The 26,090-nt window shown below is 62.7% G+C and carries 22 protein-coding genes; 8 read left to right on the top strand and 14 right to left on the bottom strand.

Annotation, left to right across the window (positions count from 1 at the left end):
• The first annotated feature begins 353 nt into the window (after positions 1-353).
• From L0U81_RS19780 to cobF, 5 genes are read left to right on the top strand one after another with little or no spacing between them, the layout of a single operon-like run.
• Positions 354-1,481: a sugar ABC transporter substrate-binding protein gene (locus L0U81_RS19780; protein WP_233805210.1), complete on the top strand. Its 1,128-nt coding sequence runs from the start codon at positions 354-356 to the stop codon at positions 1,479-1,481.
• Between the two features lie 36 nt (positions 1,482-1,517).
• Entirely contained in the window at positions 1,518-3,080 is a 1,563-nt protein-coding gene (locus tag L0U81_RS19775; protein ID WP_233805209.1) for a sugar ABC transporter ATP-binding protein, read from the top strand.
• A complete protein-coding gene (locus L0U81_RS19770; RefSeq protein WP_233805208.1) occupies positions 3,077-4,057 on the top strand; it encodes an ABC transporter permease in 981 nt (326 codons plus the stop codon). The genes L0U81_RS19775 and L0U81_RS19770 overlap by 4 nt, the downstream gene beginning before the upstream one ends.
• Entirely contained in the window at positions 4,054-5,040 is a 987-nt protein-coding gene (locus L0U81_RS19765; protein ID WP_233805207.1) for an ABC transporter permease, read from the top strand. The genes L0U81_RS19770 and L0U81_RS19765 overlap by 4 nt, the downstream gene beginning before the upstream one ends.
• Positions 5,041-5,082: 42 nt before the next feature.
• Complete coding sequence (gene cobF, locus L0U81_RS19760; protein ID WP_233805206.1) at positions 5,083-5,853, top strand: precorrin-6A synthase (deacetylating); 771 nt, start codon at positions 5,083-5,085, stop codon at positions 5,851-5,853.
• Positions 5,854-5,912: 59 nt separating this feature from the next.
• On the opposite strand, the gene L0U81_RS19755 is transcribed toward cobF, so the two are convergent.
• The 7 genes from L0U81_RS19755 to L0U81_RS19725 are packed head-to-tail and all read right to left on the bottom strand — an operon-like array spanning position 5,913 to position 15,467.
• Positions 5,913-6,587, bottom strand: a complete 675-nt coding sequence (locus L0U81_RS19755; protein ID WP_233805205.1) for a SagB/ThcOx family dehydrogenase — start codon at positions 6,585-6,587, stop codon at positions 5,913-5,915.
• Between the two features lie 38 nt (positions 6,588-6,625).
• Positions 6,626-7,900, bottom strand: a complete 1,275-nt coding sequence (locus tag L0U81_RS19750; protein WP_233805204.1) for an MFS transporter — start codon at positions 7,898-7,900, stop codon at positions 6,626-6,628.
• Between the two features lie 14 nt (positions 7,901-7,914).
• Positions 7,915-8,730 carry a peptidylprolyl isomerase gene (locus tag L0U81_RS19745; RefSeq protein WP_442793436.1) on the bottom strand — a complete coding sequence of 272 codons (816 nt, stop codon included), beginning with the start codon at positions 8,728-8,730 and terminating at the stop codon, positions 7,915-7,917.
• Positions 8,731-8,740: 10 nt separating this feature from the next.
• Positions 8,741-9,424: a respiratory nitrate reductase subunit gamma gene (narI, locus tag L0U81_RS19740; RefSeq protein WP_233805203.1), complete on the bottom strand. Its 684-nt coding sequence runs from the start codon at positions 9,422-9,424 to the stop codon at positions 8,741-8,743.
• Positions 9,417-10,166 carry a nitrate reductase molybdenum cofactor assembly chaperone gene (gene narJ / locus L0U81_RS19735; RefSeq protein ID WP_233805202.1) on the bottom strand — a complete coding sequence of 250 codons (750 nt, stop codon included), beginning with the start codon at positions 10,164-10,166 and terminating at the stop codon, positions 9,417-9,419. The genes narI and narJ overlap by 8 nt, the downstream gene beginning before the upstream one ends.
• 1 nt (position 10,167) lies before the next feature.
• Complete coding sequence (gene narH / locus L0U81_RS19730) at positions 10,168-11,694, bottom strand: nitrate reductase subunit beta (protein WP_233805201.1); 1,527 nt, start codon at positions 11,692-11,694, stop codon at positions 10,168-10,170.
• The gene (locus L0U81_RS19725; protein WP_233805200.1) at positions 11,691-15,467 is read right to left on the bottom strand and encodes a nitrate reductase subunit alpha; all 3,777 of its coding nucleotides are present in this window, start codon (positions 15,465-15,467) and stop codon (positions 11,691-11,693) included. The genes narH and L0U81_RS19725 overlap by 4 nt, the downstream gene beginning before the upstream one ends.
• 315 nt (positions 15,468-15,782) lie before the next feature.
• Here L0U81_RS19725 and L0U81_RS19720 point away from each other — a divergent pair, with 315 nt between their 5' ends.
• From L0U81_RS19720 to L0U81_RS19710, 3 genes are all read left to right on the top strand, one after another.
• Positions 15,783-16,616, top strand: coding sequence for a class II glutamine amidotransferase (locus L0U81_RS19720; protein ID WP_233805199.1), 834 nt, complete (start codon positions 15,783-15,785; stop codon positions 16,614-16,616).
• Between the two features lie 440 nt (positions 16,617-17,056).
• Complete coding sequence (locus L0U81_RS19715) at positions 17,057-18,175, top strand: metallophosphoesterase family protein (RefSeq protein ID WP_233805198.1); 1,119 nt, start codon at positions 17,057-17,059, stop codon at positions 18,173-18,175.
• Positions 18,176-18,301: 126 nt separating this feature from the next.
• Positions 18,302-20,695: a putative bifunctional diguanylate cyclase/phosphodiesterase gene (locus L0U81_RS19710; protein WP_233805197.1), complete on the top strand. Its 2,394-nt coding sequence runs from the start codon at positions 18,302-18,304 to the stop codon at positions 20,693-20,695.
• On the opposite strand, the gene L0U81_RS19705 is transcribed toward L0U81_RS19710, so the two are convergent.
• From L0U81_RS19705 to L0U81_RS19675, 7 genes are all read right to left on the bottom strand, one after another.
• The gene (locus tag L0U81_RS19705; RefSeq protein WP_233805196.1) at positions 20,676-21,587 is read right to left on the bottom strand and encodes a LysR family transcriptional regulator; all 912 of its coding nucleotides are present in this window, start codon (positions 21,585-21,587) and stop codon (positions 20,676-20,678) included. The genes L0U81_RS19710 and L0U81_RS19705 overlap by 20 nt on opposite strands.
• A gap of 61 nt (positions 21,588-21,648) precedes the next feature.
• A complete protein-coding gene (aroE, locus tag L0U81_RS19700; RefSeq protein ID WP_233805195.1) occupies positions 21,649-22,482 on the bottom strand; it encodes a shikimate dehydrogenase in 834 nt (277 codons plus the stop codon).
• Positions 22,482-23,702: a CaiB/BaiF CoA transferase family protein gene (locus L0U81_RS19695; protein WP_233805194.1), complete on the bottom strand. Its 1,221-nt coding sequence runs from the start codon at positions 23,700-23,702 to the stop codon at positions 22,482-22,484. The genes aroE and L0U81_RS19695 overlap by 1 nt, the downstream gene beginning before the upstream one ends.
• The gene (locus L0U81_RS19690; protein WP_233805193.1) at positions 23,702-24,163 is read right to left on the bottom strand and encodes a MaoC family dehydratase; all 462 of its coding nucleotides are present in this window, start codon (positions 24,161-24,163) and stop codon (positions 23,702-23,704) included. Before L0U81_RS19690 ends, L0U81_RS19695 begins: the two co-directional genes overlap by 1 nt.
• A gap of 3 nt (positions 24,164-24,166) precedes the next feature.
• Positions 24,167-24,559, bottom strand: a complete 393-nt coding sequence (locus L0U81_RS19685; RefSeq protein WP_233805192.1) for a VOC family protein — start codon at positions 24,557-24,559, stop codon at positions 24,167-24,169.
• Positions 24,556-25,506, bottom strand: coding sequence for a ketopantoate reductase family protein (locus L0U81_RS19680; protein ID WP_233805191.1), 951 nt, complete (start codon positions 25,504-25,506; stop codon positions 24,556-24,558). Before L0U81_RS19680 ends, L0U81_RS19685 begins: the two co-directional genes overlap by 4 nt.
• A gap of 91 nt (positions 25,507-25,597) precedes the next feature.
• Positions 25,598-25,918, bottom strand: a complete 321-nt coding sequence (locus tag L0U81_RS19675) for a DUF4148 domain-containing protein (RefSeq protein ID WP_233805190.1) — start codon at positions 25,916-25,918, stop codon at positions 25,598-25,600.
• Positions 25,919-26,090 lie beyond the last annotated feature (172 nt).

Below are 26,090 nucleotides of genomic sequence, written 5' to 3'. Positions count from 1 at the left end.
TACACCAGTTGCCGGGGCACGCTGTCCCGGTCCGGCGCCCCCAGCCTTTGGCCATCGCGTCGACCTGGCGGGGGTTTCAGCCCGCTCGAGGCCGTCCGTGACGCCGTGGTAAACCACTATCGCGCGCACATTGGTATGCCAGTACTGTCAGACGTGAAGACGTTCGCGCAGACCCTTCGTTTCGCTTCCAGGCGGCGCCTTTGAAGAGGTCATTCCACTGCTTCGGCGAGTCCGAGCCAGCCCCGCTGCAGCACATTCCGCAAGATTCCCTGCTTCACGCACAGATTCCGGTGATCCACGACCGCCCTGTGCGCCGGCAATCGGTAAGTTCAATCCAACATAAAGGAGACGACATGCTTTCAGGAATCCAGGTGCTTCGAGCGGCGGCGACCGCGTCATTGGCGCTGTGCGCAAGCGCGGCTTTCGCGCAGGTTTCGTTCGTTTCCGGACCGTCCAGCGATCCTACATGCATGGTCCCCTGGAAGAGCGACACGAAGTTCATCAAGTATCCGAAGAAGAACGGGCCCTACCGGATCGCACTCGTGAACGGCTATATCGCCAACACCTGGCGTATCCAGATGATCAAGACGGCCAAGGCCTACACGGCGCAACCGGCCATCGCCGCCAAGCTCAAGGAATTCAAGGTCGTCTCGACCGGCGAGGACGTTCCGGCGCAGATCTCGGCCGTCAACAACTTCATCGATGCCGGCTATGACGCGGTCATCGTGAACGCGCAGAATCCCTCCTCATTCGGCCCCGCGATCCGCCGCGCGAAAAATGCCGGCGTCGTGCTGATCGCTTTCGACAACACGCTCGACACCGAAGACGCGATCAACGTCAACGTCGACCAGTACGGGCTCGGCGTGCTGTGGGCCAAGTGGCTCGCGAGCCATCTGTCGAACGGAGGCAAGGTGCTCGAGGTTCGCGGGGTGGCGGGTACATCGGTCGACACTGACCGGCACAATGGTTTCCTGAAAACGTTGGACGACAGCGGCAAGAAGTGGACCGTCGTCCAGGTCTACGGCAAGTGGGACGACGGGGTCGCGCAAAAGGCCGCCGCCGACGCAATTGCCGTGCAGGGTCATTTCGATGGAATTTCCGCGCAAGGCGGCGACACGGGGGTCGTGCGCGCGATGATCGATGCGAAACATCCGTTCGTGCCTTTCGGCGGCGAGACGGAGAACGGCTTTCGCAAGTTCTGCGCGCAGTATGGAGCCCAAGGCCTGAAGTGCACGTCGGCGGGCACCGGTCCCGCGCAGGTCGCCGTGGCGATCAAGACGGCACTCGCCGCGCTGGACGGCCAGACGATTCCCGTCGCGATCAAGCTGCCGCTCGACGTCACCGACGATTCGATGCTGAAGGCGGGCGTCAACTATTTCCCGAACGACTCCGACAACTTTTTCGTCGGCAACTCGTTTCCGACTTGCGGCATCAATTTCTCTGCGCAGGAAATCATGAAGCAGAGCCAGGGCAACCAGTGATCGGATGATGATCGGCGCTGTGACGGGAGACGAAGCATGCGGCAGGATGCGGAGCAGCCGTTCTTTCAGATGTCCGGCGTGTCGAAAAGCTACGGCGGCGCCGTCGCGCTCGATCACGCCGAACTCAAAGTTTGCAAGGGCCGCATTCACGCGATCCTCGGCGAGAACGGCGCGGGCAAGTCCACGTTGCTGAAGGTGATGTCCGGCGTCGTGCAGCCGGACGAAGGGACGATGCACCTCGATGGCCGGGAGGTCTCGTTCGCGTCGCCCGCCGAGGCGAACGCGGACGGCATTGTCTGCGTGTATCAGGAGTTGTCGCTGATCCCCGACTTGAGCGTGGCGGACAACATCTTCGCTTCGAACCCGCCGCGACGTTTCGGGATGATCGACCGGCGGGCCCAGCGCCGTCAGGCCGAGGAGGCGCTCGCGCGAGCGGGCGCCGCCGACATCAATCCGCTCGCGAAAGTCCGCGACCTGCCGCTGTCGCGCCAGCAGATGGTCGAGCTCGCGAAGGGCCTGGCACACGCGCCGCGCATTCTGATCCTCGACGAAGCCACCTCGGCGCTGACCGCGGCCGACGTCGCGCGCGTGATCGAGGTGCTCAAGCGCCTGCGCGAAGAGGGGCTCGCGCTGCTGTTCATCTCGCACCGCATGCACGAGGTGAAGGCGCTCGCGGACGAATGTACGGTCTACCGGAACGGTCGTCATGTGATGAGCTTCGAGGCGGGCACGCGCTCCGACAATGAGGTCGTCGAAATGATGATCGGCCGGAAGTACCAGCATGCGTTTCCTGCCAAACCCGCGGCCAAACCGGCGGACGGCCCCACCACCGCCCCGGTTCTCGCCTGTCATGATCTCGCGTGGAGCGACACGCTGCGGGGCATCAGCTTTTCATTGCAGCCTGGTGAAATCCTCGGGCTGGGCGGCCTCGACGGACAGGGCCAGCGCGAACTGCTGCTCGCGCTGTTCGGCGTGTTGCGCGGTGGCACTGGCAAGATCGAGATCGACGGCAAGGCCGTGTCGATCGGGAGTCCGACGGCCGCGCGCGCCAACGGAATCGGTATGGCGCTGATACCGGAGGACCGCAAGACCGAAGGCTTGATGCTGCCGATGTCAGTACGCGAGAACCTGTCGTTTGCCGCGCTCGATCGCATGTCCACCGCCGGCGTCATCGATCGCGACCGCCAGCAGTCGCTCGTCGAGCGGATGATGGAGCTGCTTGCGATCAAGTCGTTCAGCGTCGACGCGCCCGTGGGCTCGCTGTCGGGCGGCAACCAGCAGAAGGTGGTCATCGCGAAGTGGCTGGCCCGGCAGCCGAGGATCCTGCTGCTCAGCGACCCGACGCGCGGTATCGACGTCGGCACCAAGCAGGAGCTTTATCAGCTGCTCAGGCGCCTCGCCGATGAAGGCGCCGCGGTTCTGTTCTATTCGACCGACTATGACGAGCTGATCGGCTGCTGCGACCGTGTGCTCGTACTGTACGAAGGCAGGATCAAGAAGGAACTCGTCGGCCCGGCGATCACCGAGCAGAACCTGATTGCCAGTGCTCTCGACCTGCCCGTCGGACAGATTTCGCCTTCCACGGGAGTCGCGCTATGAGCGGGCTGCGTTACTGGTATGCGGAGAATCGCGGGGCGGTGTTCGCGTTCGGCCTGTTCGTGCTGATGTTCGCGATCTATCTGTTCAACTATCCGTCGGCGTTGTCGGCCAACGTGTTTCAGACGGCAGCGAACAAAGCGGTACTGCTCGCACTCGTCTCGATGGCGCAGGCGCTCGTGGTGCTGACCGCCGGCATCGACCTGTCGATCGGCACGACGCTGGTGCTGACGAATTGTGTTGGCTCGTGGATCGTCACGGGCGACACGCTGCACAGCGCGCTCGGCATCGCCGGTGTGCTCGCGGTGGGCGCGCTGTGCGGCGCGCTGAACGGCGTGATCATCATTTTCGGCCGGCTGCAGCCGATCGTGACGACGATAGCGACAGGCGCCGTCTACTACGGACTGGCGCTGCTGCTGCGCCCTGTGCCCGGCGGATCGATCAACGAGGCTCTGGCCGACGCACTGACGGGCAAGGTCGCCGGCGTCCTGCCGGCGAGCTTGCTGATTCTGCTCGCAGCGATCGTGATCATCTGGATTCCTTTCAAACGCTCGGCGCTCGGGCGCGCGGCGTACGCGACCGGGTCGTCCGAACCCGCGGCTTTCCTGTCCGGCATGCCGATCCGCCGCGCGAAGTTTGCGAGCTATACGCTGGCCGGCCTGCTCGCCGCAATCGGCGGCCTGTTTCTGACGTTCTTCACCGACACCGGCGAAGCGAGCCTCGGCAGCGCGAACTCGTACACGCTGTTTTCGATCGCCGCGGTCGTGATCGGCGGCGTGTCGCTGCTCGGCGGCAAAGGCACCGCGATCGGCGCGGTCTTCGGCGCATTCGCGTTCCGTTCCATCGGCGATCTGCTGTTCGTGTTCAACGTCGATGCGCTGTGGCAGCCGCTATTCCAGGGCGTGATTCTTCTGCTTGCCGTCGCGATCGGCGCGGCCGGGTTGTTCAGGGTGCGCAACCGTCTGGAGTGGTTTCAATGAGCCACGCTTCCGCAACCAGCCGGACCACGTTCGTGTCGAGGCTCACGCGCAGAATCGACAAACCGATCGTGATCGCGTTCGCGTGCATCGTCGCGCTGCTGCTCGTCGGCGGGATGTTTTCGCGCAACTTCACGTCGCCGGAATACATCCTGCTGCAGCTGAAGGTCGGCGCATTCCTCGGCATCATTGCGACCGGCCTGATGATGGTGATCCTGCTCGGCCACATCGACCTGTCGCTGCCGTGGACGATCACCGTCGGCGCGATGATGGCGTGCGCGGTCGCGGGGCACGGCGAACTCGGGCGCATTCTCGCGATTCCGGTCGGGATCGGTTGCGGCGTGCTGATCGGCATCGTCAACGGCATCCTCGTTGCGCTGCTGCGCATCCCGTCGATGATCGCGACGCTCGCGACCAATGCGGTCGCGCAAGGCATCATGATCGTCTATACCGGAGGATCGTCGCCGCAGGATTCCGCGCCCGAGGTGATGCGCTGGCTCGCGGCGGGCTGGCTCGTACCGGGCGTGCCGAATGCCGTCGCGCTGTGGGTGGTGATCGGCGGCGCCACGATATTCCTGCTGTCGCGCACGACCTTCGGCAGGACGCTGTACGCGATCGGCAACACCGAACGCGCGGCGTATCTTTCCGGCATCAATACGCGACTCGTGACCGTGGCCGCGTTTGCCGTTTGCAGCGGGTTCGCCGCGTTTGGTGGCGTATTGCTCGCGGGTTATGCGTCGAAGGCGGCGCAGTCGATGGGCGATGCCTACCTGTTGCCGGCGATCGCGGCAGTCGTACTCGGCGGCACGTCGATTCTGGGCGGACGGGGTTCGTACCTCGGCACCGTCGCCGGCGCGATCCTCATCACGCTGCTGCAGTCGATCCTCTCGGTCGCGCAGATGCCGGAGGCCGGGCGTCAGATCATCTACGGCGTGGTGATCGCGGCGATGTTGCTGCTGTATGGGCGCAGCAAGCGGGAGACGTAGGTTTTGACGTCGAGCCGCTGGTGCGTCGTTCGGAGTTGATCGTTGAAACGGATACTGATTATCGGCATAGGCGCGGGAAACCCCGAGTACGTGACCATTCAGGCGGTCAATGCGCTCAATCAGGTCGACGTCTTTTTCGTCATGGACAAAGGCCTGCCGAAACGAAAGCTCATTGCATGGCGCAAGGAAATTATCGAGCGCTATGTGAAGGACCGGGCCTACCGGATCGTGCAGACGACGAGTCCCGAACGCAAACGTGACGAGCGCGATTACATTGCAGCCGTCCGGGAACTCAATCAGGAAAAGCAGCGGGTTTTCGAGCGTCTGATTGCGCAAGAGCTGTCAGACGGCGAATGCGGCGCTTTTCTCGTGTGGGGCGATCCGTCGCTATACGACAGCACGGTGCGGATCATCGGTGCGATCTCGCGCGGCGGCCGGCATGAGTTCGAGTACGAGGTCATTCCGGGAATCAGCAGCGTGCAGGCGCTTGCGGCGAAACACCGGATCGCGTTGAACGAGATTGGCCAGTCGATCGCGATCACGAACGGACGGCGTATCGCGGAGGGTTTCCCGGACAATGTGGATAGCGTCGTCGTCATGCTCGATGCGCAGAACGCTTTCCGGCAACTCTGCAACGAGGATCTGGACATTTACTGGGGCGCATACGTCGGCACGCCAGACGAAATCCTGCTGGCGGGCAAACTGTGTGACGTGGTGGATCAAATCGAGCGTATCCGCGCCGATGCACGCGAGCGGCATGGCTGGATCATGGATACTTACCTGCTGAAACGACGAGGCGAAGCGGAGGAATAGTCGTCGCGCTGGCCGACGGACGCTCCGTGAGCGCCGGCTTGGCCCGTCGAAGCGGCGACTCAGGCCGCCGGAAAGCCCACCGGAATGAGATAGACGACAGTCTGGCCGGCAGGCAGGGCGAGCGCGTGCGCCGCAGGAGGCCCTTCGACGGCGGCAACGGGCACGGCCACAAGCCCGAGAACGGTGGCCTGAAGCAGTATGTTCTGGGCCGCATGCCCGACCTCGTGGTCGGTATACGGCTTGGCTCTCGCGCCATACCTCTCGGAGAGCCGACCGGCATCGGCGGCGATCACGATCAGGGCCGGAGCCGACCCGACAGACGCTTGCCCGACTGCAAGAGCTTGCAGTTTCGGACGCAGGTCGGGCGAGTCCCGCGTCTCGGCCCGGTGGCCTTGAGGCAGGTAGTGCATCACCTGCGCAGGGGTCACCACGTAAAGTTCAAGCGGGTACAAAGCGCCGGCCGACGGAGCCGCGCGAAAGCGGTCCCCGCCGGTGATGCCCTGCCCGGCCCACAACAACTGGCCGATGGTGTCGACAGGCAGCGGGTCCGGCCCGAACCTGCGTACGGACCTGCGTTTCTCGATGGCTTCCTCAAGCGAGACCGAGCCGGCGAGCTTGGGCTTGGGCAACTCAGTCTCATTGGTGAATTTCGCCGGGCTCGCCTGCGCGAGGCTCGTGGTTCCCTCGGCGATCGCGCCTGCGGCCAGCGCAACCAATAGTTCGCGGCGTTTCATCGGGCACCTCCATTCTCACGGAGCAAACACCAACGCGGCTAAGCAACGTGACCCGCCGCGACCGGCGTGCGACGCACTTCCGACAGGTAAATCAGGATCAGCGAAACCCATACGATCCCGTAGAGGAACATGAAGCAGGTGGAACGTACCCGGAAAAAATCCAGCAATATGCCGAAGATAATCGGCAGCAGGAAGCCGCCAAGGCCCCCTGCAAGTCCTACGATCCCGGTGACGACGCCCATGTTCTCCGGAAAATCGTCGGCCACGTACTTGAAGGTCGACGCCATGCCAAACGCTAAAACGGCGCCGAGCACGAACGTCAGCGCAACGAATGCATAGATGGACACCCGCAGGTGAATGCTCGCGGTACCGTCGATCGTGTGAATCACGAAATCGGTCGGCGGATAGGAGAGCAGAAACAGGCAAATCCACGCGACCCATAGCCCCCACCAGGTCACGCTATGCGCACCCAGGCGATCCGCCAGCGCTCCGCCTACGGCCCGCAACACCGACCCCGGCAACGAGAATCCCGCCGCGAATGCAGACGCCATCACCAGCGACATCCCGTACTCGGCCTTCAGATATTGCGGAATCCAGAGCGATAGCGCGGTAAAGCCGCCGAAGGTGATCGAGTAGTACTGGCACAGCCGCCAAACGTTGGGATCGCGCAATACCTTGAACGAATCGAGCCACGATCCTTTCGATTTCCCCGCACCCGGATCAGGCGCCGACGCGAACCAGAAGATCACGGCCGTCACGAGCAGCGCGACAGCATAGACTCGTGGCACGAAACGCCAGCCATAAGCCGCCTGCAACGACGGTGTGACGAACAGGTTGACCGCGGCGCCCGCGGTGCCCGCACCGAAGAAACCCATGGCGAAGCCGCGGCGCGCAGGCGGAAAAAACCGCGCGACATACGGCGTACCCACGGCGAACGATGCACCGACACAGCCGAGAAAGAGTCCGATCAGCAGAAACTGCCACAGTACGGTCGCATAGCTGACGATATAGACCGGCACCGCACAAACGACCAGCAACACGGTCATCACGATACGGCCACCGAAGCGGTCAGTCCATGTGCCGAGGGGCAGACGCATCAACGCCCCTGTCAGCACCGGGGTCGACGTCAACATGCCGAACTCGGTGCTGTTCAATTGCAGTTCCTCGCGCAATGGCACGCCGAGCACGCCGAACATCATCCAGACGACGAAACAGACGAGAAATGCAAACGTACTCGCAAACAGGACTGACCACGCCTTCGCCGATACGACCGGTTCCACGGCCGGTCGGCCGGTACCACTTGGTGCACTCATGCAAGCTCCATCGTCTATTGGACCAGTGGTCCGTTGGTCTCACCCAGTTCGGTCCCTTCGATACAGGCACGCGACGCGAGGATCGTTACGTACTGCTGCATCGCCTTCTGTCGTACGCGCTCGTCAAGAAATCCCGCAATCTCCGCCTCGACGTCCTCGAATGGCACCGGCGTGCCGGGCACGCGGCGCTCGATGCGCACGATGTGAAAGCCGAAACGCGTATTGATGAGGCGAGGCAGCATGCCTGTCTCCTGCGTGTCGAACACTGCGCGCTCGAACTCGGGCACGCTGTCGCCGCGCAGCAGTTGACCCAGGCTGCCACCCACCGCGCCCGATGGGCAGTTCGACAGGTCGCGGGCCACGGCTTCGAAGGTCTCCGGCGCGGCGAGTACCGCGCCCAGCGTCGCCTCGGCCTTGCCGCGGATCAGGGCGAGCGGCGTCTGCGGAGTCACCGCGAACAGGATGTGGCTCGCGTAGACGATTTCATTGCGCACAAAGCGCGATGCATGGGTCGCGTAGTAGCGCTCGCAGTCCGCACGCGTCGCGGCCGGCACGGAAAGCTCGCGTCCGAGCAGCCGATCGAGCGCGGCGTCGTCAAGCGCAACGGCATCGTCGATCAGTTCGAGCGCGCAAGCGCGCTGTCGCAACAGCTCGCGGATCGCGAGCGCGCGCCGGCTGGCTGCGAGCGCATCGGCGGCGTCGGCGTGATGGCGCGCCTCTTCGGCAATCGCCGCAGCATCGATCACGACGCCATTGACGCTTAGCGTGGCAGCCTCGTTTATATCCTCTCGCGCGGCTCCCGCAAGCCCGGAGGGCGGCATGGTGCTCATCCCGGTTGCCTCAACGCTTGCGTACCAGCTGGTACGGACGGATCAGATACGCGACCGAGGCGATCCCGCTCCAGATGTGGACCATCCGCGTGAACGGCGCGACCAGGAAGATCGTGAAGCCCAGTGCGATATGCACCTGATAGGTCAGCGGCACGCCGATGAGCAGTCCTGCCACGCCCGGCCGGAACGTGACGACCCCCTTCACGTAGTCGCTCAACTGCTCGAACAACACGCCGTCCATGTGGTGCATCGACAGCACGACGGTGCCAAGACCTAGTGCGAGTTGCACCCACAGCATCAGCACGATGATGATGTCCCACGTGCGGCTGTTGTGGCGAATCCGCGCGTCCGTCAGCCGTCGATGTATCAGGATGGTCAGGCCGATGATGGCCACGACCCCCGACACGCCGCCGGCCACCATCGCCACCAGTTGGTGACCCGTGGCGCTCAGGAACGGAGACACCAGCCAGTGTGGTGCAAGAAACCCGGCGAAATGGCCGAGCACCACCACCAGCACGCCCCAATGAAACAGGTTGCTGCCGAGGCGCAGCTGACCGTGCCGCAGCAGTTGCGACGAATCGCTCTTCCACGTGTACTGCTCACGGTCGAAGCGGATCAGGCTGCCGAGCAGCAGTACCGCGAGGCAGATGTACGGATAGATTCCGAACAGGAACTGATGGAAGTAGTCATCCATGCCGGTTCTCCTGAGAGCGGTTGCGTGCCGGCGTCGAGTGAGCGCTATCGTCGGGACGCCGGTCGTAAAAACGGATGGGCTCCTGCGCCGGGGCAGGCGCGCCGCCGAAGCGCACCGGCTCGTCGACCCAGGCTGCGTCGAGCGCGTGATAATCGGCCGGGCCAGGCGGTGAGTGCGCGTCGTCCCCGCTGATTTCGCGCGGCGTATCGGCCCCGCGCACGCCCGCGAGGGTCGCCAGCGCGCCGACCACGAAGCCGTAGGCACTGCCCCGCTTCGTGAGTTGAGCTGCGATCGATTGCAAGATCTCCGCCGTTTCCGCGAGCAATGCACGTGCTTCCTCGCCCGGTAAGCGCGACAGATACTCGAGGAACACCGGGAGATAGTCGGGCAGTTCGCCCGACGCAAGATAGAGTCCGTGCTGCTCGTACATCTGCAGCAGGTCGATCATCGCCTGGCCCCGATCCCGCGATTCACCATGCACATGCTCGAACAGATAGAGCGAAGTGCTCCGTCCGCGGTCAAACTGCGCGACGTAGTTCTCTTGCAGCGTCATGAGATCACGCGCTTCGAAGTATTCGAGGAAGCGCTCGAGGCCGGCCTTCGATTCGCGGGTCAAGGCGCGCTCGCCGTCCAGCAGTGGACGGACCTCAGGCAACGCCTTCAGCAACTGTTCGTCCGGGTAGTCCAGCAGCGCGCCGAGCACGGAGTAGACGAGCCCGGTTGGCGTGGCAGTCGATTTCATATCAGGACTCCTGCCGGATGGGGATCGTGCGACGGCCTTTCTTCGTGCTGAACAGGCTCATTTCCGACTTGCCGTCCGAACAGCCGTTACCGAACGAGAAGCCGCATGATGAACGCAGGTCAAAGGCATCTTCCGCATACTCGCGATGCGTAGTCGGAATCACGAAGCGGTCTTCGTAGTTGGCGATCGCCAGATAGCGGTACATGTCCTCCACCTGGGCGACCGACAAGCCGGCCTGGGTCAGCACGCCGGGAACTTCGATCTGGTCGACATGGCGGGCGCGCATGAAGGCACGCATTGCCAGCAGCCGTTCGAGTGCCAGCTTGACGGGCTGTTCCTTGCCGGCGGTCAGAAGGTTGGCGAGATAACGCAGCGGGATGCGCAGCGCGTCGACATCGGGCAGATACCCGTGCATGCCGAGTTCGCCGCTGTTGGCCGCCGCGTTGATCGGCGATAGCGGCGGCACGTACCACACCATCGGCAGCGTGCGGAATTCCGGATGCAACGGGAAGGCGATTTTCCAGTCGATCGCCATCTTGTAGATAGGCGAGCGCTGCGCACCTTCGATCCAGGCTGCCGGCACGCCATCGAACTCGGCCTGGGCGATGACCTTCGGATCGAATGGGTCGAGAAAAAGCGAGAGCTGCGCTTCATACAGATCGTGTTCGTCTTCGACGCTGGCGGCCTGGTTGATGCGATCCGCGTCGTAAAGCAGTACGCCGAGATAGCGGATGCGGCCGACACAGGTTTCCGAGCAGACCGTGGGCTGGCCGACTTCGATGCGCGGATAACAGAAGATGCACTTCTCCGCCTTGCCGGTCTGCCAGTTGAAGTAAATCTTCTTGTACGGGCAGCCCGATACGCACATGCGCCAGCCGCGGCACTTGTCCTGATCGATCAGCACGATGCCGTCCTCTTCGCGCTTGTAGATCGAGCCCGAGGGGCACGACGCGACACAGCTCGGATTCAGGCAGTGTTCGCACAGCCGCGGCAGATACATCATGAAGGTGTTTTCGAACTGCCCGTAGATGTCCTTCTGCACGTCCTCGAAGTTGTAGTCTTTCGAGCGTTTCTCGAACTCGCCGCCGAGGATCTCCTCCCAGTTCGGCCCCCATTCGATCTTCTCGAGCCGCTCGCCGCTGATCAGCGAGCGCGGCCGAGCCACCGGCATCGCTTTCGCATCGCCCGCTTCCTGCAGGTTCGCGTAGTCGAAGGTGAAGGGCTCGTAGTAGTCGTCGATCTCCGGCAAATGCGGATTGGCGAAGATCTTGGCTAGCAGCCGCCACTTGTTACCCTGGCGCGGCTCGATCTTGCCGTCGGTGCGGCGTGTCCAGCCGCCGCGCCAGCGCTCCTGATTCTCCCAGTCCTTCGGGTAGCCGATGCCGGGCTTGGTCTCAACGTTGTTGAACCACGCGTATTCCATGCCCTCGCGGCTCGTCCAGACGTTCTTGCAGGTCACCGAGCACGTATGGCAGCCAATGCACTTGTCGAGGTTGAGCACCATCGCGATCTGCGCACGCACTTTCATGATGCTTCTCCTTGCCGCAATGGCCGGACAGGTGGGCTCATGGTAAGAGGCGGGGTCTCGTCGAGCCAGTCGATCTGCTTCATCTTGCGCACGATCAGGAACTCGTCGCGGTTCGATCCCACCGTGCCGTAGTAGTTGAAGCCATACGCGAGCTGCGCGTAGCCGCCGATCATATGCGTCGGCTTGAGCGCCACGCGGGTGACCGAATTGTGAATGCCGCCACGGGTGCCGGTAATCTCCGAGCCGGGCGTGTTCACGATCTTTTCCTGTGCGTGATACATCAGCACCATGCCGCGCGGCACACGCTGGCTGACCACGGCGCGCGCGCACAGTGCGCCGTTCGCGTTGTAGCACTCGATCCAGTCGTTATCGACCACGCCGATCGCTTTCGCATCGGCCTCCGACATCCAGACGATCGGTCCTCCGCGCGAGAGCGTGAGCATCAGCAGGTTGTCGGTGTAGGTGCTGTGGATGCCCCACTTCTGATGCGGCGTAATGAAGTTCAGGACGATCTCCGGGTTGCCGTTCGAGCGCACCTGCTCCATGTGCTCATAGCTGCCGGTTTCAATCGGGGGCTTGTACACACACAACGACTCGCCGAACGCACGCATCCACAGGTGATCCTGATAGAGCTGCTGGCGACCGCTCACCGTTCGCCACGGAATCAGCTCGTGCACGTTGGTGTAACCCGCGTTGTACGAAACGTGTTCCGATTCGATACCGCTCCAGGTCGGCGACGAGATGATCTTGCGCGGCTGGGCCTGAATGTCGCGAAAGCGGATCTTTTCGTCGGCACGCGCATCGGCGAGGTGCGCGTGTTCGATCCCGGTCATCGCGGAGACCGCGTCCCACGCCTTGACGGCCACCGCGCCGTTGGTCTCGGGCGCGAGCGACAAGATGACCTCGGCGGCATCGAGCGCCGTGTCGATGCGCGGACGGCCATTCGCACAGCCCGCTTCGGCGACCCGATAGTTGAGGTCCCCGAGCAACGCGACCTCCTCCTTCGTGTCCCAGCTCACGCCCTTGCCGCCGTTGCCGAGCTTGTCCATCAACGGCCCGAGCGAGGTGAACTTCGCGTACGTGCCGGGGTAGTCGCGCTCGACCACGAGCACCGAGGGCATGGTCTTGCCGGGCACCGGCTCGCATTCGCCATGTTTCCAGTCCTGCACGTCGAACGGCTGGGCGAGTTCGGCCGGGGTGTCATGCGCGATCGGCGCGAGCACGATGTCGCGTTCGACGCCGAGGTGTCCCTGGCTCAACTCGGAGAATCGCTTTGCGATGCCCTTGAAGATCTCCCAGTCGCTCTTCGACTGCCAGGCCGGGTCGACCGCGGCCGACAGCGGGTGAATGAACGGATGCATGTCGGACGTGTTCATGTCGTCCTTTTCGTACCACGTCGCGGTGGGCAGCACGACGTCGGAATACATGCAGGTGGTCGACATGCGGAAATCGAGCGTGACGAGCAGGTCGAGCTTGCCGCGCGGCGCCTCGTCGTGCCAGGCGATCTCTTCAGGACGCGGGTGGCCGGACTTGAACACTTCCTCGCCCTGCACGCCATTGGTCGTGCCGAGCAGGTGCTTCAGAAAATATTCGTGCCCCTTGCCCGACGAGCCGAGCAGGTTCGAGCGCCAGACGAACAGGTTGCGAGGAAAGTTGACCGGATTGTCCGGGTCCTCGCAGGCCATGCGCAGGCTGCCGGACTTCAGATCGCTGACGACCGTTGCCCCGGCCTGCGCCGGGTCAGCCAGCGCCCGCCCGTAATCGAGCGGGTTGGTCGCCAGTTGCGGCGCGGACGGCAGCCACCCCATGCGCTCGGCGCGCACGTTGTAGTCGATCGGCGCGCCGTGAAAACGCGTCGGGTCGGTTAGCGGCGAGAGCAGCGCCGTGGGGTTCATCGGGTCGTAGCGCCACTGGTCGGTATGCGCATAGAAGAACGATGTCGCGTTCATATGACGCGGCGGGCGGTGCCAGTCCAGCGCGAAGGCGAGCGCGGTCCAGCCCGTTTGCGGCCGCAGTTTTTCCTGGCCGACGTAGTGTGACCAGCCGCCACCCGACTTGCCGATGCAACCGCACATGATCAGCATGTTCATGATCGCGCGATAGGCCATGTCCATGTGGAACCAGTGATTGATGCCGGCTCCGATGATCACCATCGACTTGCCCTCGGTCTTGTGCGCGTTCTCCGCAAACTGGCGCGCCACCGAGATCACATCCGCGCGCTTGACACCCGTGATCGCTTCCTGCCATCCCGGCGTGTACGGCACATCGTCGTTGTAGTCCTTTGCGATGTGCTCGCCGCCGAGCCCCTGGTCGAGCCCGTAGTTGGCAACGAAGAGGTCGTGGACCGTGGCGACGAGCATCTCGCCATTGCGGGTGGCGATCCTGCGCACGCCGATCCGGCGCGAAAGTTGCGAAGCATGCGTGGTGTGATGGAAATGCGGGTGCTGGATATTGCCGAAGTACGGGAACAGCACGTCGAGCACGTCGTCATGCGCATCGGCGAGCGAAAGCCGCGGCGTGACCGGCGCGCCTGAGGCCGCTTCGGACTTCAGGTTCCATTTGCCCTTGTCCTCGCCGTCCTTTTGTCCCCAGCGAAAGCCCACGGAGCCGACCGGCACGATAAAGTCATTGCTCGCCGTGTCGATCATCACGGTCTTCCACTCCGGATTGCTGGCCTGACCGAGCGCGTCGTCGAAGTCCGAGGCGCGCACGAGCCGTTCGGGCACATAGGCGTCGCCATGCGGCACGAGGCGCACCAGACACGGCATGTCGGTGAAGCGTCGGCAGTAGTCGACGAAGTAGTCGCTCTTACCTGCCAGATGGAATTCCTTCAGGATGACGTGACCCATTGCGAGCGCGAGCGCCGCGTCGGTGCCTTGCTTGGGGTGCAGCCAGATGTCGCCGAACTTCGCGCCTTCCGCATAGTCAGGGAAGATGGAGACGATCTTCGCGCCCTTGTAGCGCACCTCCGTCATGAAATGCGCGTCCGGCGTGCGCGTCTGCGGGACGTTCGACCCCCACATCATGATGAAAGTGGAGTTGTACCAGTCCGCCGACTCCGGCACGTCGGTCTGCTCGCCCCACGTCTGCGGCGAGGCAGGCGGCAGGTCGCAATACCAGTCGTAGAAGCTCAGGCAAACGCCGCCGATCAGCGAAAGATATCGCGAACCCGCCGCATACGAGACCATCGACATCGCCGGGATGGGCGAGAAGCCGATCACCCGGTCGGGTCCATGGTGCTTGACGGTATAGACGTTGGCGGCGGCAACGATTTCATTCACTTCGTCCCACGTGGAGCGAATGAAGCCGCCGAGGCCCCGGCGGCTCTGATAGCCACGCCGCGCCGTCTCGTCCTCGACGATCGACTGCCAGGCTTGCACGGGTTCCAGCGAGGCGCGGCGCTCGCGCCAGAGCTTGACGAGCGCACTGCGCACGAGCGGGTATTTCAGGCGGTTCGCGCTATAGAGGTACCACGAGTAGGATGCGCCTCGCGAGCATCCACGCGGCTCGTGATTGGGCATGTCGGGCCGGGTGCGCGGGTAGTCCGTCTGCTGCGTTTCCCACGTGACGATGCCGCCTTTGACATAGATCTTCCACGAGCATGACCCCGTGCAGTTCACTCCGTGTGTAGAGCGAACTATCTTGTCGTGCTGCCAGCGCTGTCGGTAAGCATCCTCCCACTGCCGGTCTTCGTCTGTGACGGCTCCGTGACCATCCGAAAACTGGGGACGAGGGGCCGTAAAGTAACGTAACCTGTCCAGAAAGTGGCTCATGTGCGTCCTGCCTCTATCAGATTAGATCGGTGCAAGGTCACAACAGGATTTGAAACTTACAAGCGCGGAGCTGACGTCCGCTTCATGCTTGACCGGTTGCCTTGCCCTCCCCCCCGACACGTCGGCAACCGAGCGATATGGTGACACGCACGGCGCGTCATGGTCAATCTGATCCGCAGCCGTGCGGCTAATCTTCGCCAGGTACCCTGCGTCGAAGGCACGATGCTTGCAATGGTATTGTCGTTTCTGCGGTTGAGAATTGACATACATCATGCCGACCGGGTTCTTCATGTATAGACCGACAGGAGATCAATCATGTGCCGCTGGCTCGCGTATACCGGCAATCCGCTTCAGCTCGAAACAGTGCTGTTCAACGCCCGACATTCGCTGATCGATCAGAGCCTGCATTCTCGGCTCGGCCACACCACCACCAATGGCGACGGTTTCGGGATCGGCTGGTATGGACACCCTACCGACATTCCGTTTCGTTACCGCTGCATCCAGCCGGCGTGGAGCGACCGCAATCTACGCGAGGCCGCGCGGGCGATTCACTCACCGTTGTTCGTCGCGCACATACGTGCGGCGACCGGCACGCCGTCGCAGGAAACCAACTGTCATCCGTTCCGCCACGGCCGCTGGCTGTTCGCTCACAACGGGCTGGTGCGCGACTTCCCGAAGGTGCGCCGCGATCTGATGGTGGCGATCGACCCCGAACTGTTCCCTTCCATCGAAGGCTCGACCGATTCCGAAGTGCTGTTTTTTCTCGCGCTGACTTTCGGGCTGGAGCTTACGCCCGTCACCGCGCTCGAACGGATGGTCGCCTTCGTCGAAGCCACGGGCCGCAAGCATGGCGTGGACGAGCCGCTGAACATGACGGTGTGCGCGACTGACGGTGAGCAGATCATCGCGGTCCGTTATTCGAGTGAAGGACAGTCGCGCTCGCTGTTTCACACCACCTCGTTCCGTCATCTGCACGAGATGTATCCCGACGATCCACGCATCGAGGCGGCCGGCGAGAATGCGTTCCTTGTGCTGTCCGAGCCGCTCTCGGACCTGGCCGGCTGGTGGCAGGAGATTCCCGAGAGCACGGCGGTGGTCGCGCGCGGCGGCGAGATTGAGCAGTACCCGTTCAGGCCGCAACCGGCCTGAATTGACCGCGGTCCCCGGCGGCCGACCGCGTGCGCGATCTGAAGCTTGCGTTGAATGCATCGGGTCCGCAATTTGCTAAACGTTGCCGCGAGGCGTCATGGCGACGGTGCATCTGGCCCGGCACGGCATCGTCACATGCTGACATTTCGCCGACAACCGCGGGGCCGCTCTTTCCCGACGATCAAGGAGAACTGGACATGCCAAAGAAGCGCTCGAACGAATCGCCGGCCGCGCGCGGCACCGGCAATGGCAGGATTCTCGCCGCACCCGTTTTTTCGCAGCCACAGCCCACGCCGGATCCGCAAACGTTCGTAGTCAGGCATGCATCCGATGCCGCAGCCTACAAGGTCATTGACGAACTGAACCGGGAGCACAAGCTGACGGCGCTCCCGTTTCCCGCGCCGCGCGGCGGCACCGAGCCCCGCCTGACGTTTGCGGAGGTGATCAACAACAACCAGACGCTCCTCGACAGCATCAACGCGAGCGGACAGCTCGTCTTTCACGCCACCGGCGATTGTGGCAGTACGAAAGGCCCTGCGACCCAGAATGAAGTGTCGGACAAGATGGTCAGCGATTTCGACGAAGCGGATCCCGCGGAGGTGCCGCAATTCAACTTTCTGCTCGGCGATATCGTTTACAGCTTTGGCGAAGCGCAGTACTACTACGATCAGTTCTATGAGCCGTATCGCGACTACCACGCGCCGATTCTCGCCGTTGCCGGCAATCACGACGGCATGGTTTCGCCGTTGCAGCACGAGAAGAGCTTACAGGCGTTTGTCAGGAACTTCTGCTGCGACCGCTTCCAGGTCTCTCCCGATGCGGGCCAGCTTTCACGTACGGCACAAATCCAGCCGGGCGTTTTCTTCACCTTCGAGGCGCCGTTTGTGCGCATCATTGCGTTGTACAGCAATACGCTCGAGGATCCCGGCGTGATTGCAGACCCTCACATCGGCAACAGCCAGCTGAAATTCCTGAAAGCGGCGTTATTGCGGGTAAAGAAAGAAAACTATCGCGGCGCGCTGCTTTTCGCGCATCACCATCCCCCCTATGTGGCGCGCGGCCGTCACGGCTGGAGCGTGGACATGCAACAGCAGATCGATACAGTCTGCAATGAGGTCGGCGTATGGCCACATGCCGACCTCGCGGGCCACGCGCACAACTATCAACGCTTTACGCGAACCCGTCCCGATGGCACCCACATCCCTTACATCGTCTGCGGGAACGGCGGTCACGCCGTGCAGCGGCTCACCACCAATGGACAACCGCCACTTCGCGCGCCGCAGTTGATCCAGGCTGCGTCAAACGATACGGATGCGGTCGTCCTGGAAAACTACGACGACCGGAACTTCGGTTATTTGCGGCTGATCGCCAACGCAAGGCAATTGCGTATCGAATACCATCCTGCGGTTGACGGACCCAACACGAAAACCCCCGACGATCAGGTGACCATCGATCTGGCCACCCGGCAGGTCGCTCATTACGTTGCCCGCGACTCCGGCATACCCGCTCTTGCGGAGCGCATCCGGCAGTTCGCGCAAGACCAGCCTCACAAAGGCTGATGGGCGCTCCTCAGTTCCCGATCAGGTCTCCAAGGACTAAAGATTTGTCACTTCGTACCGTAATAGCAAAGACGAAGTGGCAGGTAGCATTCGAGAAGTCGCTCAAACAGGTAGTCGGAGACCAGCGTGAAATCCAAAGCGGCATCGTGCCCTGATAAATTCAAGCCGATTCGGTCTGAGGGCGATACTGACGCACACACCAATGGTTGGTCAGCCCGGAACCAGCAGTTCCTTGCCTATTTCCTCTCCCGGTATGGTCGACACAGGACCATACCGCTGACGAGTTTCCTCATTGCCCTTGCCGCCGGCGTTGGCATAGCTTCTCTTGTGCACCAGGCAGCCAGTGAAGCGGCGATGACCCTACGTCTTGCGTTGTCGATCGCGGCAGGCGTCACCGGCCTCGTGGTTGTGCGTCGCAAACTCTGCGTTGACCATGCTCAGCAGCGTGCCGCTACCGCATTGGCGAGCGGGCTTCTGCATGCCAATCGCGACTGCCTGAAGATGCTGGCGACGGACGGGAAAATGCTGCGGGTGTCGGAGCATGGCGCCATGTTGATGGAGGCGGAGTCACCGGACCAACTCACCGGCGCCGACTGGCTGGGTTTCTGGACCGGCGACGACCGCACAGCGGCCGAGACGGCTCTCGCGGGCGCCCTTTCAGGGACGAGCACATCTTTCACTGGCAGCTGCGCGACGACCAAGGGGCGTACCAAATGGTGGAATTCCACGCTCACGCCGGTGACAGGCGACGATGGTGCCGTCTCCGCGCTCCTGTGTGCGTCCGAGGATGTCACTCAGCAATGCGAGTTGTTGAAAACACTTCGCGAACGCAATGATCTGATGCATGAGATGGAGACTCATGTCGGCCTGGTGTTCTATTCGTGCTCGGATTTTGAACACTTTGATCATGTCAGCGCAGGGGTTGAGGGCGTGTTCGGCCTGACGCATCAAGAGGTCAGCAGGAGGCCTTCCGCGTGGCTCGATCTCGTGGTTCCCGAGGACCTCGAGCCCGTGCTCGCCGAGATGAAGCGCGTCACGTCCGAAGCGACAGAAGGCCGCGTCGAATACCGCATCCGCCGCCCGGATGGTTGCCTGCGCTGGATTCGAAGCACGGCCTACCCCGTGCGCGATGGCGGCGCAAACGTGACGCGCATTGTCGGTGTCAGCGAGGACATCACGCTGGAACAGGAACGCCTCGCGGCGCTTGACCGACTGGCCTACACCGACGGGCTGACGGGTTTGGGTAACCGCGCCGCCCTGGTCCGCAGCATGAAGACGCTTTGCAGGCAGAACGTCGCCTTCGGTCTCATGTTCGTCGACCTCGACCGGTTCAAAGTCCTCAACGATACGCTCGGCCATACAGCCGCTGACCGCCTGTTGAAGAACATTGCGAAAGTCATTCAGGGCGCACTTCCTCCGGATGCATGTGTGGCGCGCCTCGGCGGAGACGAGTTCGCGGTCATCGTCACGGGCGAGAGCGACAAGGCCACGTTGGCAACGTTGGCGCAGTCTCTTCTCAACCTGTTTTCAAACGACGTTCGAAAGGACCACGCTGCGCCATTCGTCACGGCGTCGATCGGCATATCTATCTTTCCTGAGCACGGTCGGGACCACGAGGCGCTCCTCACAAGCGCGGATATCGCCATGTATGCGGCGAAAAAAGGTGGGCGCAACGGCTTCAGGTTTGCCGACAAAGCGTCCAGCGATCTGCTCGGAGATTTCGAACTCGAGCGCGATCTGCCTACGGCGCTGGCGTCGAACCAGTTTGTCCTCCATTTCCAGGGCATTCATGAGCCAGCCTCTCTGGCGGTGAAAGGCGTCGAAGCACTCGTTCGATGGAATCATCCGGCGCGAGGGTTGGTGGGTCCCGCCAGCTTCATCCCCATACTGGAAGAAAGCGGGTTCATCGTCGAAGTCGGGGCGTGGGTCATGGACGCGGCCCTCGCGCAACTGGCGATCTGGCAGAGCGCCGGAAGAAAAGGGCTTTCCATGTCGGTGAACGTGTCTGCGCGTCAGCTCAGGGATGACTCCCTGGTCGCCATAGTCGACGAGGCGCTGCGAAAACACCAGGTGTCGCCGGGCCGCCTTGAAATCGAACTGACCGAAAGCGCGTTGATGGAAAACTCATCACTCGCTCAGGCAACGTTGTTGGCGCTCAAGCGCCTTGGCGTGCGCATCGCAATCGACGATTTCGGCACGGGGTACTCCAGCCTGCGCTATCTGGCCGATTTCTCACCTGACATCGTCAAGATCGACCGTTCATTTACGGCAAGGCTGGGCAGCGACGCGGCGGCTACGTCAATTGTCCGCGGCATCATTCAGATGTCGCACGAACTCGGCATCAAGGTGACGGCTGAAGGTGTCGAAACGAATCAACAGTTTCATGCGTTGCGCGAAGCGGGCTGCGACTATGTGCAAGGGTTCTGTTTGTCCATGCCGACGGATGCGGAGAAACTTTTGCGCGGCGAAGGTTTGGCATCCTCGTGCGCAGCGGGAGAAACTAGCTGCTGCTTGCGCTGAGAAACAGATCGGCGACGACCGAGCGCAGCCAGCGATTGCCGGCCTCGTGATGGTACTTCGCATGCCAGTGCTGGCGCACCGCAAACTTGTCCACCGGGAAAGGACACGAATGGACTGCGACGTCATTCGTGTGCGCCAGCGTTTCGCCAATGTGCCGAGGCAGCGTAGCGATAAGATCGGTCGAATTGATGATTGACCCAAGCCCGAGAAATCCAGGCAATTCAAGCACGACGTCGCGTTCGATGTGCTCGCGCAACAACGCCTGTTCGAGCAGTTGCGCTCCAGTGCCCGCGGCAATCACAACGTGCCCCTCGGCGCAGTATTGCTTCAAACTCATCCGCGCACGCACGCGTGGATGATTCCGATTGGCGAGGCACACCCAGTCCTGCAGATAAAGCTGTTGCTGATACATACCGCCCCCGAGCCACGGCAGGTGCCCGATCGCAAGATCCGCCTCGCCGGATTCGAGCGCTCGCTCCGTATTGCCGTCGATCCTTGCCGCCTCCAGCCGGATGCCCGGTGCCTGAGCCCGCACATGCGCCAGCAATCGCGGCAGAAGCGTGACGTGGCTCGCGTCTGTCATGCAGATACGAAACCGTCGCTTGGCCGTGGCGGGATCGAAAGCGATTTCCCACGCAGCAAACCGGCGCAGCGACTCCAGAATCTCCCTGCACGGTCCGATCAAGGCGTCCGCTTGCGGAGTGGGCGCCATGCCGCCCGGTGTGCGGACGAACAGTGGATCCTGCAAATGATCGCGCAAGCGGCCTAACCAGATACTGACCGTCGGCTGACTTTGTCCGAGCTGTTCAGCGGCGCGCGTGACACTGCGCAAGTCGTAAAGCAGGTCGAAAAGCTGAAGCAGCTTGAGGTCCGGAAGCTCAGTGGTACTCATGGCCGTATTGTCATATGCAATACAGCGATTGTACCCATTGCATTGGGCCCGTGGACCGGCGTCAATCGAGCGGAACGGTCAACCGGTCGATAACCGCTTGCGTCTGCGGACGAACACCGCGCCACCATTCAAACGCCTCGGCCGCCTGCTCGACGAGCATGCCGACACCGTCGGCGATACCTTGCACGCCCGCATTGCGCGCGAGCCGCAGAAACGGCGTGAGCCCCTTGCCGTATGCGAGTTCATACGCGGCCCCGGTTGGGCTGAACACGCTCGGCGCAACGGGAGGCAACTGACCGGTGAGGCTCGCGGAAGTGGCGTTCACGACGAGGTCGAACTGACCCATCGCGTCGAGTTCCCGGTAGCCACATGCAAGCAGTGGGCTGCTGCTTGCGACTCGCGCTACCAGCGCCTCGGCCTTCGCCACGTCCCGGTTCGCGACGACCAGTTCCGCCGGCCGCGCCGCGATGAACGGCAGTAACGCGCCGCGCACCGCTCCTCCCGCGCCGAGCACCAGCACGCGCTTGCCCGCCATCGGTTGATTCAGGTTGACTTCGATGTCACGCACGAGGCCGACGCCGTCGAAATTCTCGGCAATGATCCCGCCGTTTTCGAACTTCATCGCATTGACGGCACCGGCGAGCGCCGCCCGTTCGCTGCGCTCATCGGCGATCTCGAACGCCTGCAGCTTGAACGGCGCGGTAACGTTCATGCCCCTGCCGCCCGCGGCGATAAACGTCCTGACCGTCGCGGCGAACGCGCCGGCCGTCTCGATTGGACCCTCGATCGCCGTGTAGGTGATGTCCTGCCCGGTCTCTTTCGCAAACAGACCATGAATCAGCGGAGATTTCGTGTGTCCGATCGGATTGCCGATCACAGCGTATTGGTCGGTCATCACGTACTCCGCTTTGAATACAACACGCCCTGGGTCTGCATCGCGTCGATCTGCGCGGCGTCGAAGCCCAACGACCGTGCAACTTCCGCGTTGTGCTGACCGAGGTCCGGGCCGACTTCGCGGATCGACGTGTCGCAATCGGAAAAGCGGAACGGCAGGTTCGGCAGCCGCAGTTTTCCAAAGCGCGGATGGTCCTGCTCGATCACCATGCCACGCGCGACGATCTGCGGATCAGCGACGACTTCGTCGATGCGCTGGACCTTCGCGCAAGGCACGTCGACACCATCGAGCAGCGCCAGCACTTCAGCGACCGGCCGGGCGGCAACCCACGGCTTGACGACGGCGAGGATTGCCTCGCGATGGGCATTACGACCGTTCAGACTGTCGAATCTCGCGTCGGCGCCGAAGCCGGCCGGACCGCCGTTCTTTTCGACGAGCGAAGCGAACCGCTTCCACGAGTCATCGACTTGCGCGGCGATCACGAGATCGCCATCGGCCGCGCGAAACACGCCGTACAGCGTCGACGTCGGCATGTCATGTCCCGTCTGCTCGGGCAACACCCCTTGCATCGTGTAGCACTGAACCGCGTATTCGTGCATCGACACCAGCGTGTCGTACAACGCCATGTCGATGTGCTGGCCGCGTCCGCTCTTCACGCGGCCGAGCAACGCGGCGTTGATCGCGGCGACCGCGTGAATGCCCGTGTACATATCGCCGAGCGAGATGCGCATCAGCGGGGGCGGTTCGCCGGGATTGCCGATCATCTGCATGATGCCGCTCTTCGCCTCGGCGATCAGGCCGAAGCCCGCGCGATGCGCGTCGGGTCCGGTATGGCCGTACGCCGAGATCGAGCAGTACACGAGCCCCGGATTGCTCCCGGATAAGGCGGCATACCCAAGGCCCAGCTTGTCCAGCGCGCCTGGCCGATAGTTTTCGATGAACACGTCGGCTGAATCGCAAAGACGTCGCATGAACTCCTTGCCGCGCGGATCTTTCATGTCGACGCTGACGCCGCGCTTGCCCATGTTGAGCTGCAGGAAGTAGGCGCTTTGCTGGTCGTCGAGGACGGTCGCGTGCTGCCGGCCGGCATCGCCGCTGCCGGGGCGCTCGACCTTGATCACTTCGGCGCCGAGCGCCGCGAGGCAGCGGCCCACATAAGGACCGGCGAGAAAGTGGCTGTAATCGACGACGCGAATACCTTCGAGGGGACGCGCTTGCATCAGTTCTCTCCCGGACGGCGCGGGATCATCAGGCGATGTTCGCCGCGCTGGACGACCTGGCCATCCTGATTGATCAACTCCGACGGCAGCACGACGATGCCCCAGTCCGGGCGGCTCCTGCTCGCGCGCATGTTGCCCACGCGAAACTCAACGTGAAGCACGTCGTTGACCCTGATCGGCAGCAGGAAATCCCACGTCCAGCCGAGTGACATGCCGGGCAGGAAGCGATAGTCGCTCTGCGATTTCAGGCCGTCCGCGATGGACAAACCGAACAGCCCGTGCGCGACGATCGAACCGAAATGGCTCGCGTTCGCGTAGTCCTCGTCGACATGCACCGGCGTGTGATCGCCGGTGAGATCGGCGTAAGCGAGAATGCGTTCTTTCGTGACCGCATAGGTCGGGCTCACGCAGGCGTCGCCTTCCTTCGCGTCGTCCCAGTACTTTTCGATGATCGTGCTCATGCTTTACGCCTCCGCGCGCGGATTGATCGCCAACGCCTGCGCAACGCACGTCGCAGGTTTGGCCTGAATGAGTTCGACCGCGAGTCCGTCAGGCAGACGCAGCCAGTTGCGCCCCTGCTGCATGGTGGTCACGCCGAACTCTTGTGCCGCGGTTAGCGCGGCCTCGAGGTCCTCGCACATCACGCCGAGATGCGCGAGACGGCCCTCGGGACCTTCGTAATGCGGATCATTGATGAACTGCAGCCCGCCGAGCGTCCAGTACTGACGTGGCTCGTCGCGGGTGCCGTCGACCTCGCGCATGGTCATGCCGAGGACTTCCTCGAAGAAACGGATATGCCATTGGATGTCCTTGACCCAGATGGCCACGTGTTCCACGTATGCTTTGGAGCCGCTCATGCTGTCGCTCCTTCTTTCTGACGGTCCGTCATGGCGCGCTCGATGCCCTTGATGCACGCGACGAGCGTCGAATTGACCGGAGTCGGGACGCCGAGGCGTTCGCCCCAACGCACGACGGCTCCGTTGATGAAGTCGATTTCGGTGACCGAGCCTTTTTCCAGGCTCTGCAGCATCGAAGTTTTGAATGCGGGCGACAGGCCTTCGGCCGCCATCGTCCAGGCTTGCTCGGCCTGGGTTATCGAAAGGTGGATACCGGCGGCCTTCGCGGCGGCCATCGCTTCTTCGATCGCCGCCAACGCGGTGGCTTTCAGTACGGACTCTTCGTACAGTTGCCCATACGTCAGACCGGTGATGCCGGTGATCGCGCCCGTCGCGACGTTGATCAGCAACTTGTCCCACATGGTGCCGAGGATGTTGTCGCTGACCGTGGTCGTCAGGCCCGAGCCGTTGAACGCGTCGGCGATTGCGCGCACCCGGCCGGTTACCCGACCATCGAGCTCGCCGACGATCGTCAGTTTTCCGCTTACGCCCGACTGGATGTGTCCGGGTGCCTTCAGCACGCCGCCGACATAGGTCTTGCCCGCCAGCACGCGCTCCCGGCCGACGATTTCGCTGAGCACGTCTTCGTGGCCCAGGCCGTTTTGCAGCGACAACACCAGGGTGTCAGGTCCGACGAGGTCGAGCGCACCGCGCATCGCCGAATCAGTGTGAAAGGACTTGACCAGCACGATGACGAGGTCCGCCGATCCGACTTCGGCGGGGTTCATCGTCGCGCGGACTTTCACGCGGCGTGAGCCGTTGGCATCGTCGACTTGCAGGCCGTCGCGGCGCATGGACTCGACGTGCGCCGCAAAGCGGTCGACCAGCCACGTCTCATAGCCGCCTTCGGTTAGCGCGGAGCCGATCGCGCAACCCAACGCGCCGGCTCCCAGGAATGCGATCTTCATAGGTGTCTCCGTGATATGGAGCCGAAGATACGATTCCAGACTCATACTGGCAATGCAATGAATTCAATACCATCATTGCGTATGGCAATGTTCAATGCGTGTGCACCTGTGGCCCACTCTGCCCCGCGCTCGTCGCCGCGGCTCTTTCCGCTCGATGCATGGCCGCCACCTTCGCTTCCGCGGCCTGAATATCGGCGGGATACGAACCATCATCGCCCATCGAGGGGTTGTACCCTGCCGCTTCCAGTTCCTCGAGTTCGTGCCTGACTTCCGCGCGGGTGACTTGATGAGGCTCGGGCTCCGACACCATTTGCGCATACACGCTCGCTGAACTCGCCATCGCCATGACGCCAGCGATCACGAAGCGGAGTAGCGGGAAACCTGCGTACTGATTCATCGATTCCGATTTCATGATGCACTCCTTATTACCTGAATATGTGTTCGCACACCTGCATTCGCTCAGATCGTGAGTGTTGCGCGATGCACATCAGGTAGACGCAGATTCCCCCATGGATATTCCAAGGCCCCTCGTCAAAGAACATGGCGGCATGAAAAATTATTCTCGAAGCCTGAATAGGGCGGAT

Origin of the sequence: Paraburkholderia sp. HP33-1, from assembly GCF_021390595.1 — a bacterium.
Lineage (GTDB): Bacteria > Pseudomonadota > Gammaproteobacteria > Burkholderiales > Burkholderiaceae > Paraburkholderia.
Note: the sequence above shows the minus strand (reverse complement) of the source record. Positions and strands in the feature narration are given on the sequence as shown.

Excerpts from the sequence above, each read along its gene's own strand:
- L0U81_RS19780 (WP_233805210.1), top strand. The coding sequence starts at position 354 with ATGCTTTCAGGAATCCAGGTGCTTCGAGCGGCGGCGACCGCGTCATTG.
- L0U81_RS19775 (WP_233805209.1), top strand. The coding sequence starts at position 1,518 with ATGCGGCAGGATGCGGAGCAGCCGTTCTTTCAGATGTCCGGCGTGTCG.
- L0U81_RS19770 (WP_233805208.1), top strand. The coding sequence starts at position 3,077 with ATGAGCGGGCTGCGTTACTGGTATGCGGAGAATCGCGGGGCGGTGTTC.
- L0U81_RS19765 (WP_233805207.1), top strand. The coding sequence starts at position 4,054 with ATGAGCCACGCTTCCGCAACCAGCCGGACCACGTTCGTGTCGAGGCTC.
- L0U81_RS19755 (WP_233805205.1), bottom strand. The coding sequence starts at position 6,587 with ATGAAACGCCGCGAACTATTGGTTGCGCTGGCCGCAGGCGCGATCGCC.
- L0U81_RS19750 (WP_233805204.1), bottom strand. The coding sequence starts at position 7,900 with ATGAGTGCACCAAGTGGTACCGGCCGACCGGCCGTGGAACCGGTCGTA.
- L0U81_RS19745 (WP_442793436.1), bottom strand. The coding sequence starts at position 8,730 with ATGAGCACCATGCCGCCCTCCGGGCTTGCGGGAGCCGCGCGAGAGGAT.
- narI (WP_233805203.1), bottom strand. The coding sequence starts at position 9,424 with ATGGATGACTACTTCCATCAGTTCCTGTTCGGAATCTATCCGTACATC.
- narJ (WP_233805202.1), bottom strand. The coding sequence starts at position 10,166 with ATGAAATCGACTGCCACGCCAACCGGGCTCGTCTACTCCGTGCTCGGC.
- narH (WP_233805201.1), bottom strand. The coding sequence starts at position 11,694 with ATGAAAGTGCGTGCGCAGATCGCGATGGTGCTCAACCTCGACAAGTGC.
- L0U81_RS19725 (WP_233805200.1), bottom strand. The coding sequence starts at position 15,467 with ATGAGCCACTTTCTGGACAGGTTACGTTACTTTACGGCCCCTCGTCCC.
- L0U81_RS19720 (WP_233805199.1), top strand. The coding sequence starts at position 15,783 with ATGTGCCGCTGGCTCGCGTATACCGGCAATCCGCTTCAGCTCGAAACA.
- L0U81_RS19705 (WP_233805196.1), bottom strand. The coding sequence starts at position 21,587 with ATGAGTACCACTGAGCTTCCGGACCTCAAGCTGCTTCAGCTTTTCGAC.
- aroE (WP_233805195.1), bottom strand. The coding sequence starts at position 22,482 with ATGACCGACCAATACGCTGTGATCGGCAATCCGATCGGACACACGAAA.
- L0U81_RS19695 (WP_233805194.1), bottom strand. The coding sequence starts at position 23,702 with ATGCAAGCGCGTCCCCTCGAAGGTATTCGCGTCGTCGATTACAGCCAC.
- L0U81_RS19690 (WP_233805193.1), bottom strand. The coding sequence starts at position 24,163 with ATGAGCACGATCATCGAAAAGTACTGGGACGACGCGAAGGAAGGCGAC.
- L0U81_RS19685 (WP_233805192.1), bottom strand. The coding sequence starts at position 24,559 with ATGAGCGGCTCCAAAGCATACGTGGAACACGTGGCCATCTGGGTCAAG.
- L0U81_RS19680 (WP_233805191.1), bottom strand. The coding sequence starts at position 25,506 with ATGAAGATCGCATTCCTGGGAGCCGGCGCGTTGGGTTGCGCGATCGGC.
- L0U81_RS19675 (WP_233805190.1), bottom strand. The coding sequence starts at position 25,918 with ATGAAATCGGAATCGATGAATCAGTACGCAGGTTTCCCGCTACTCCGC.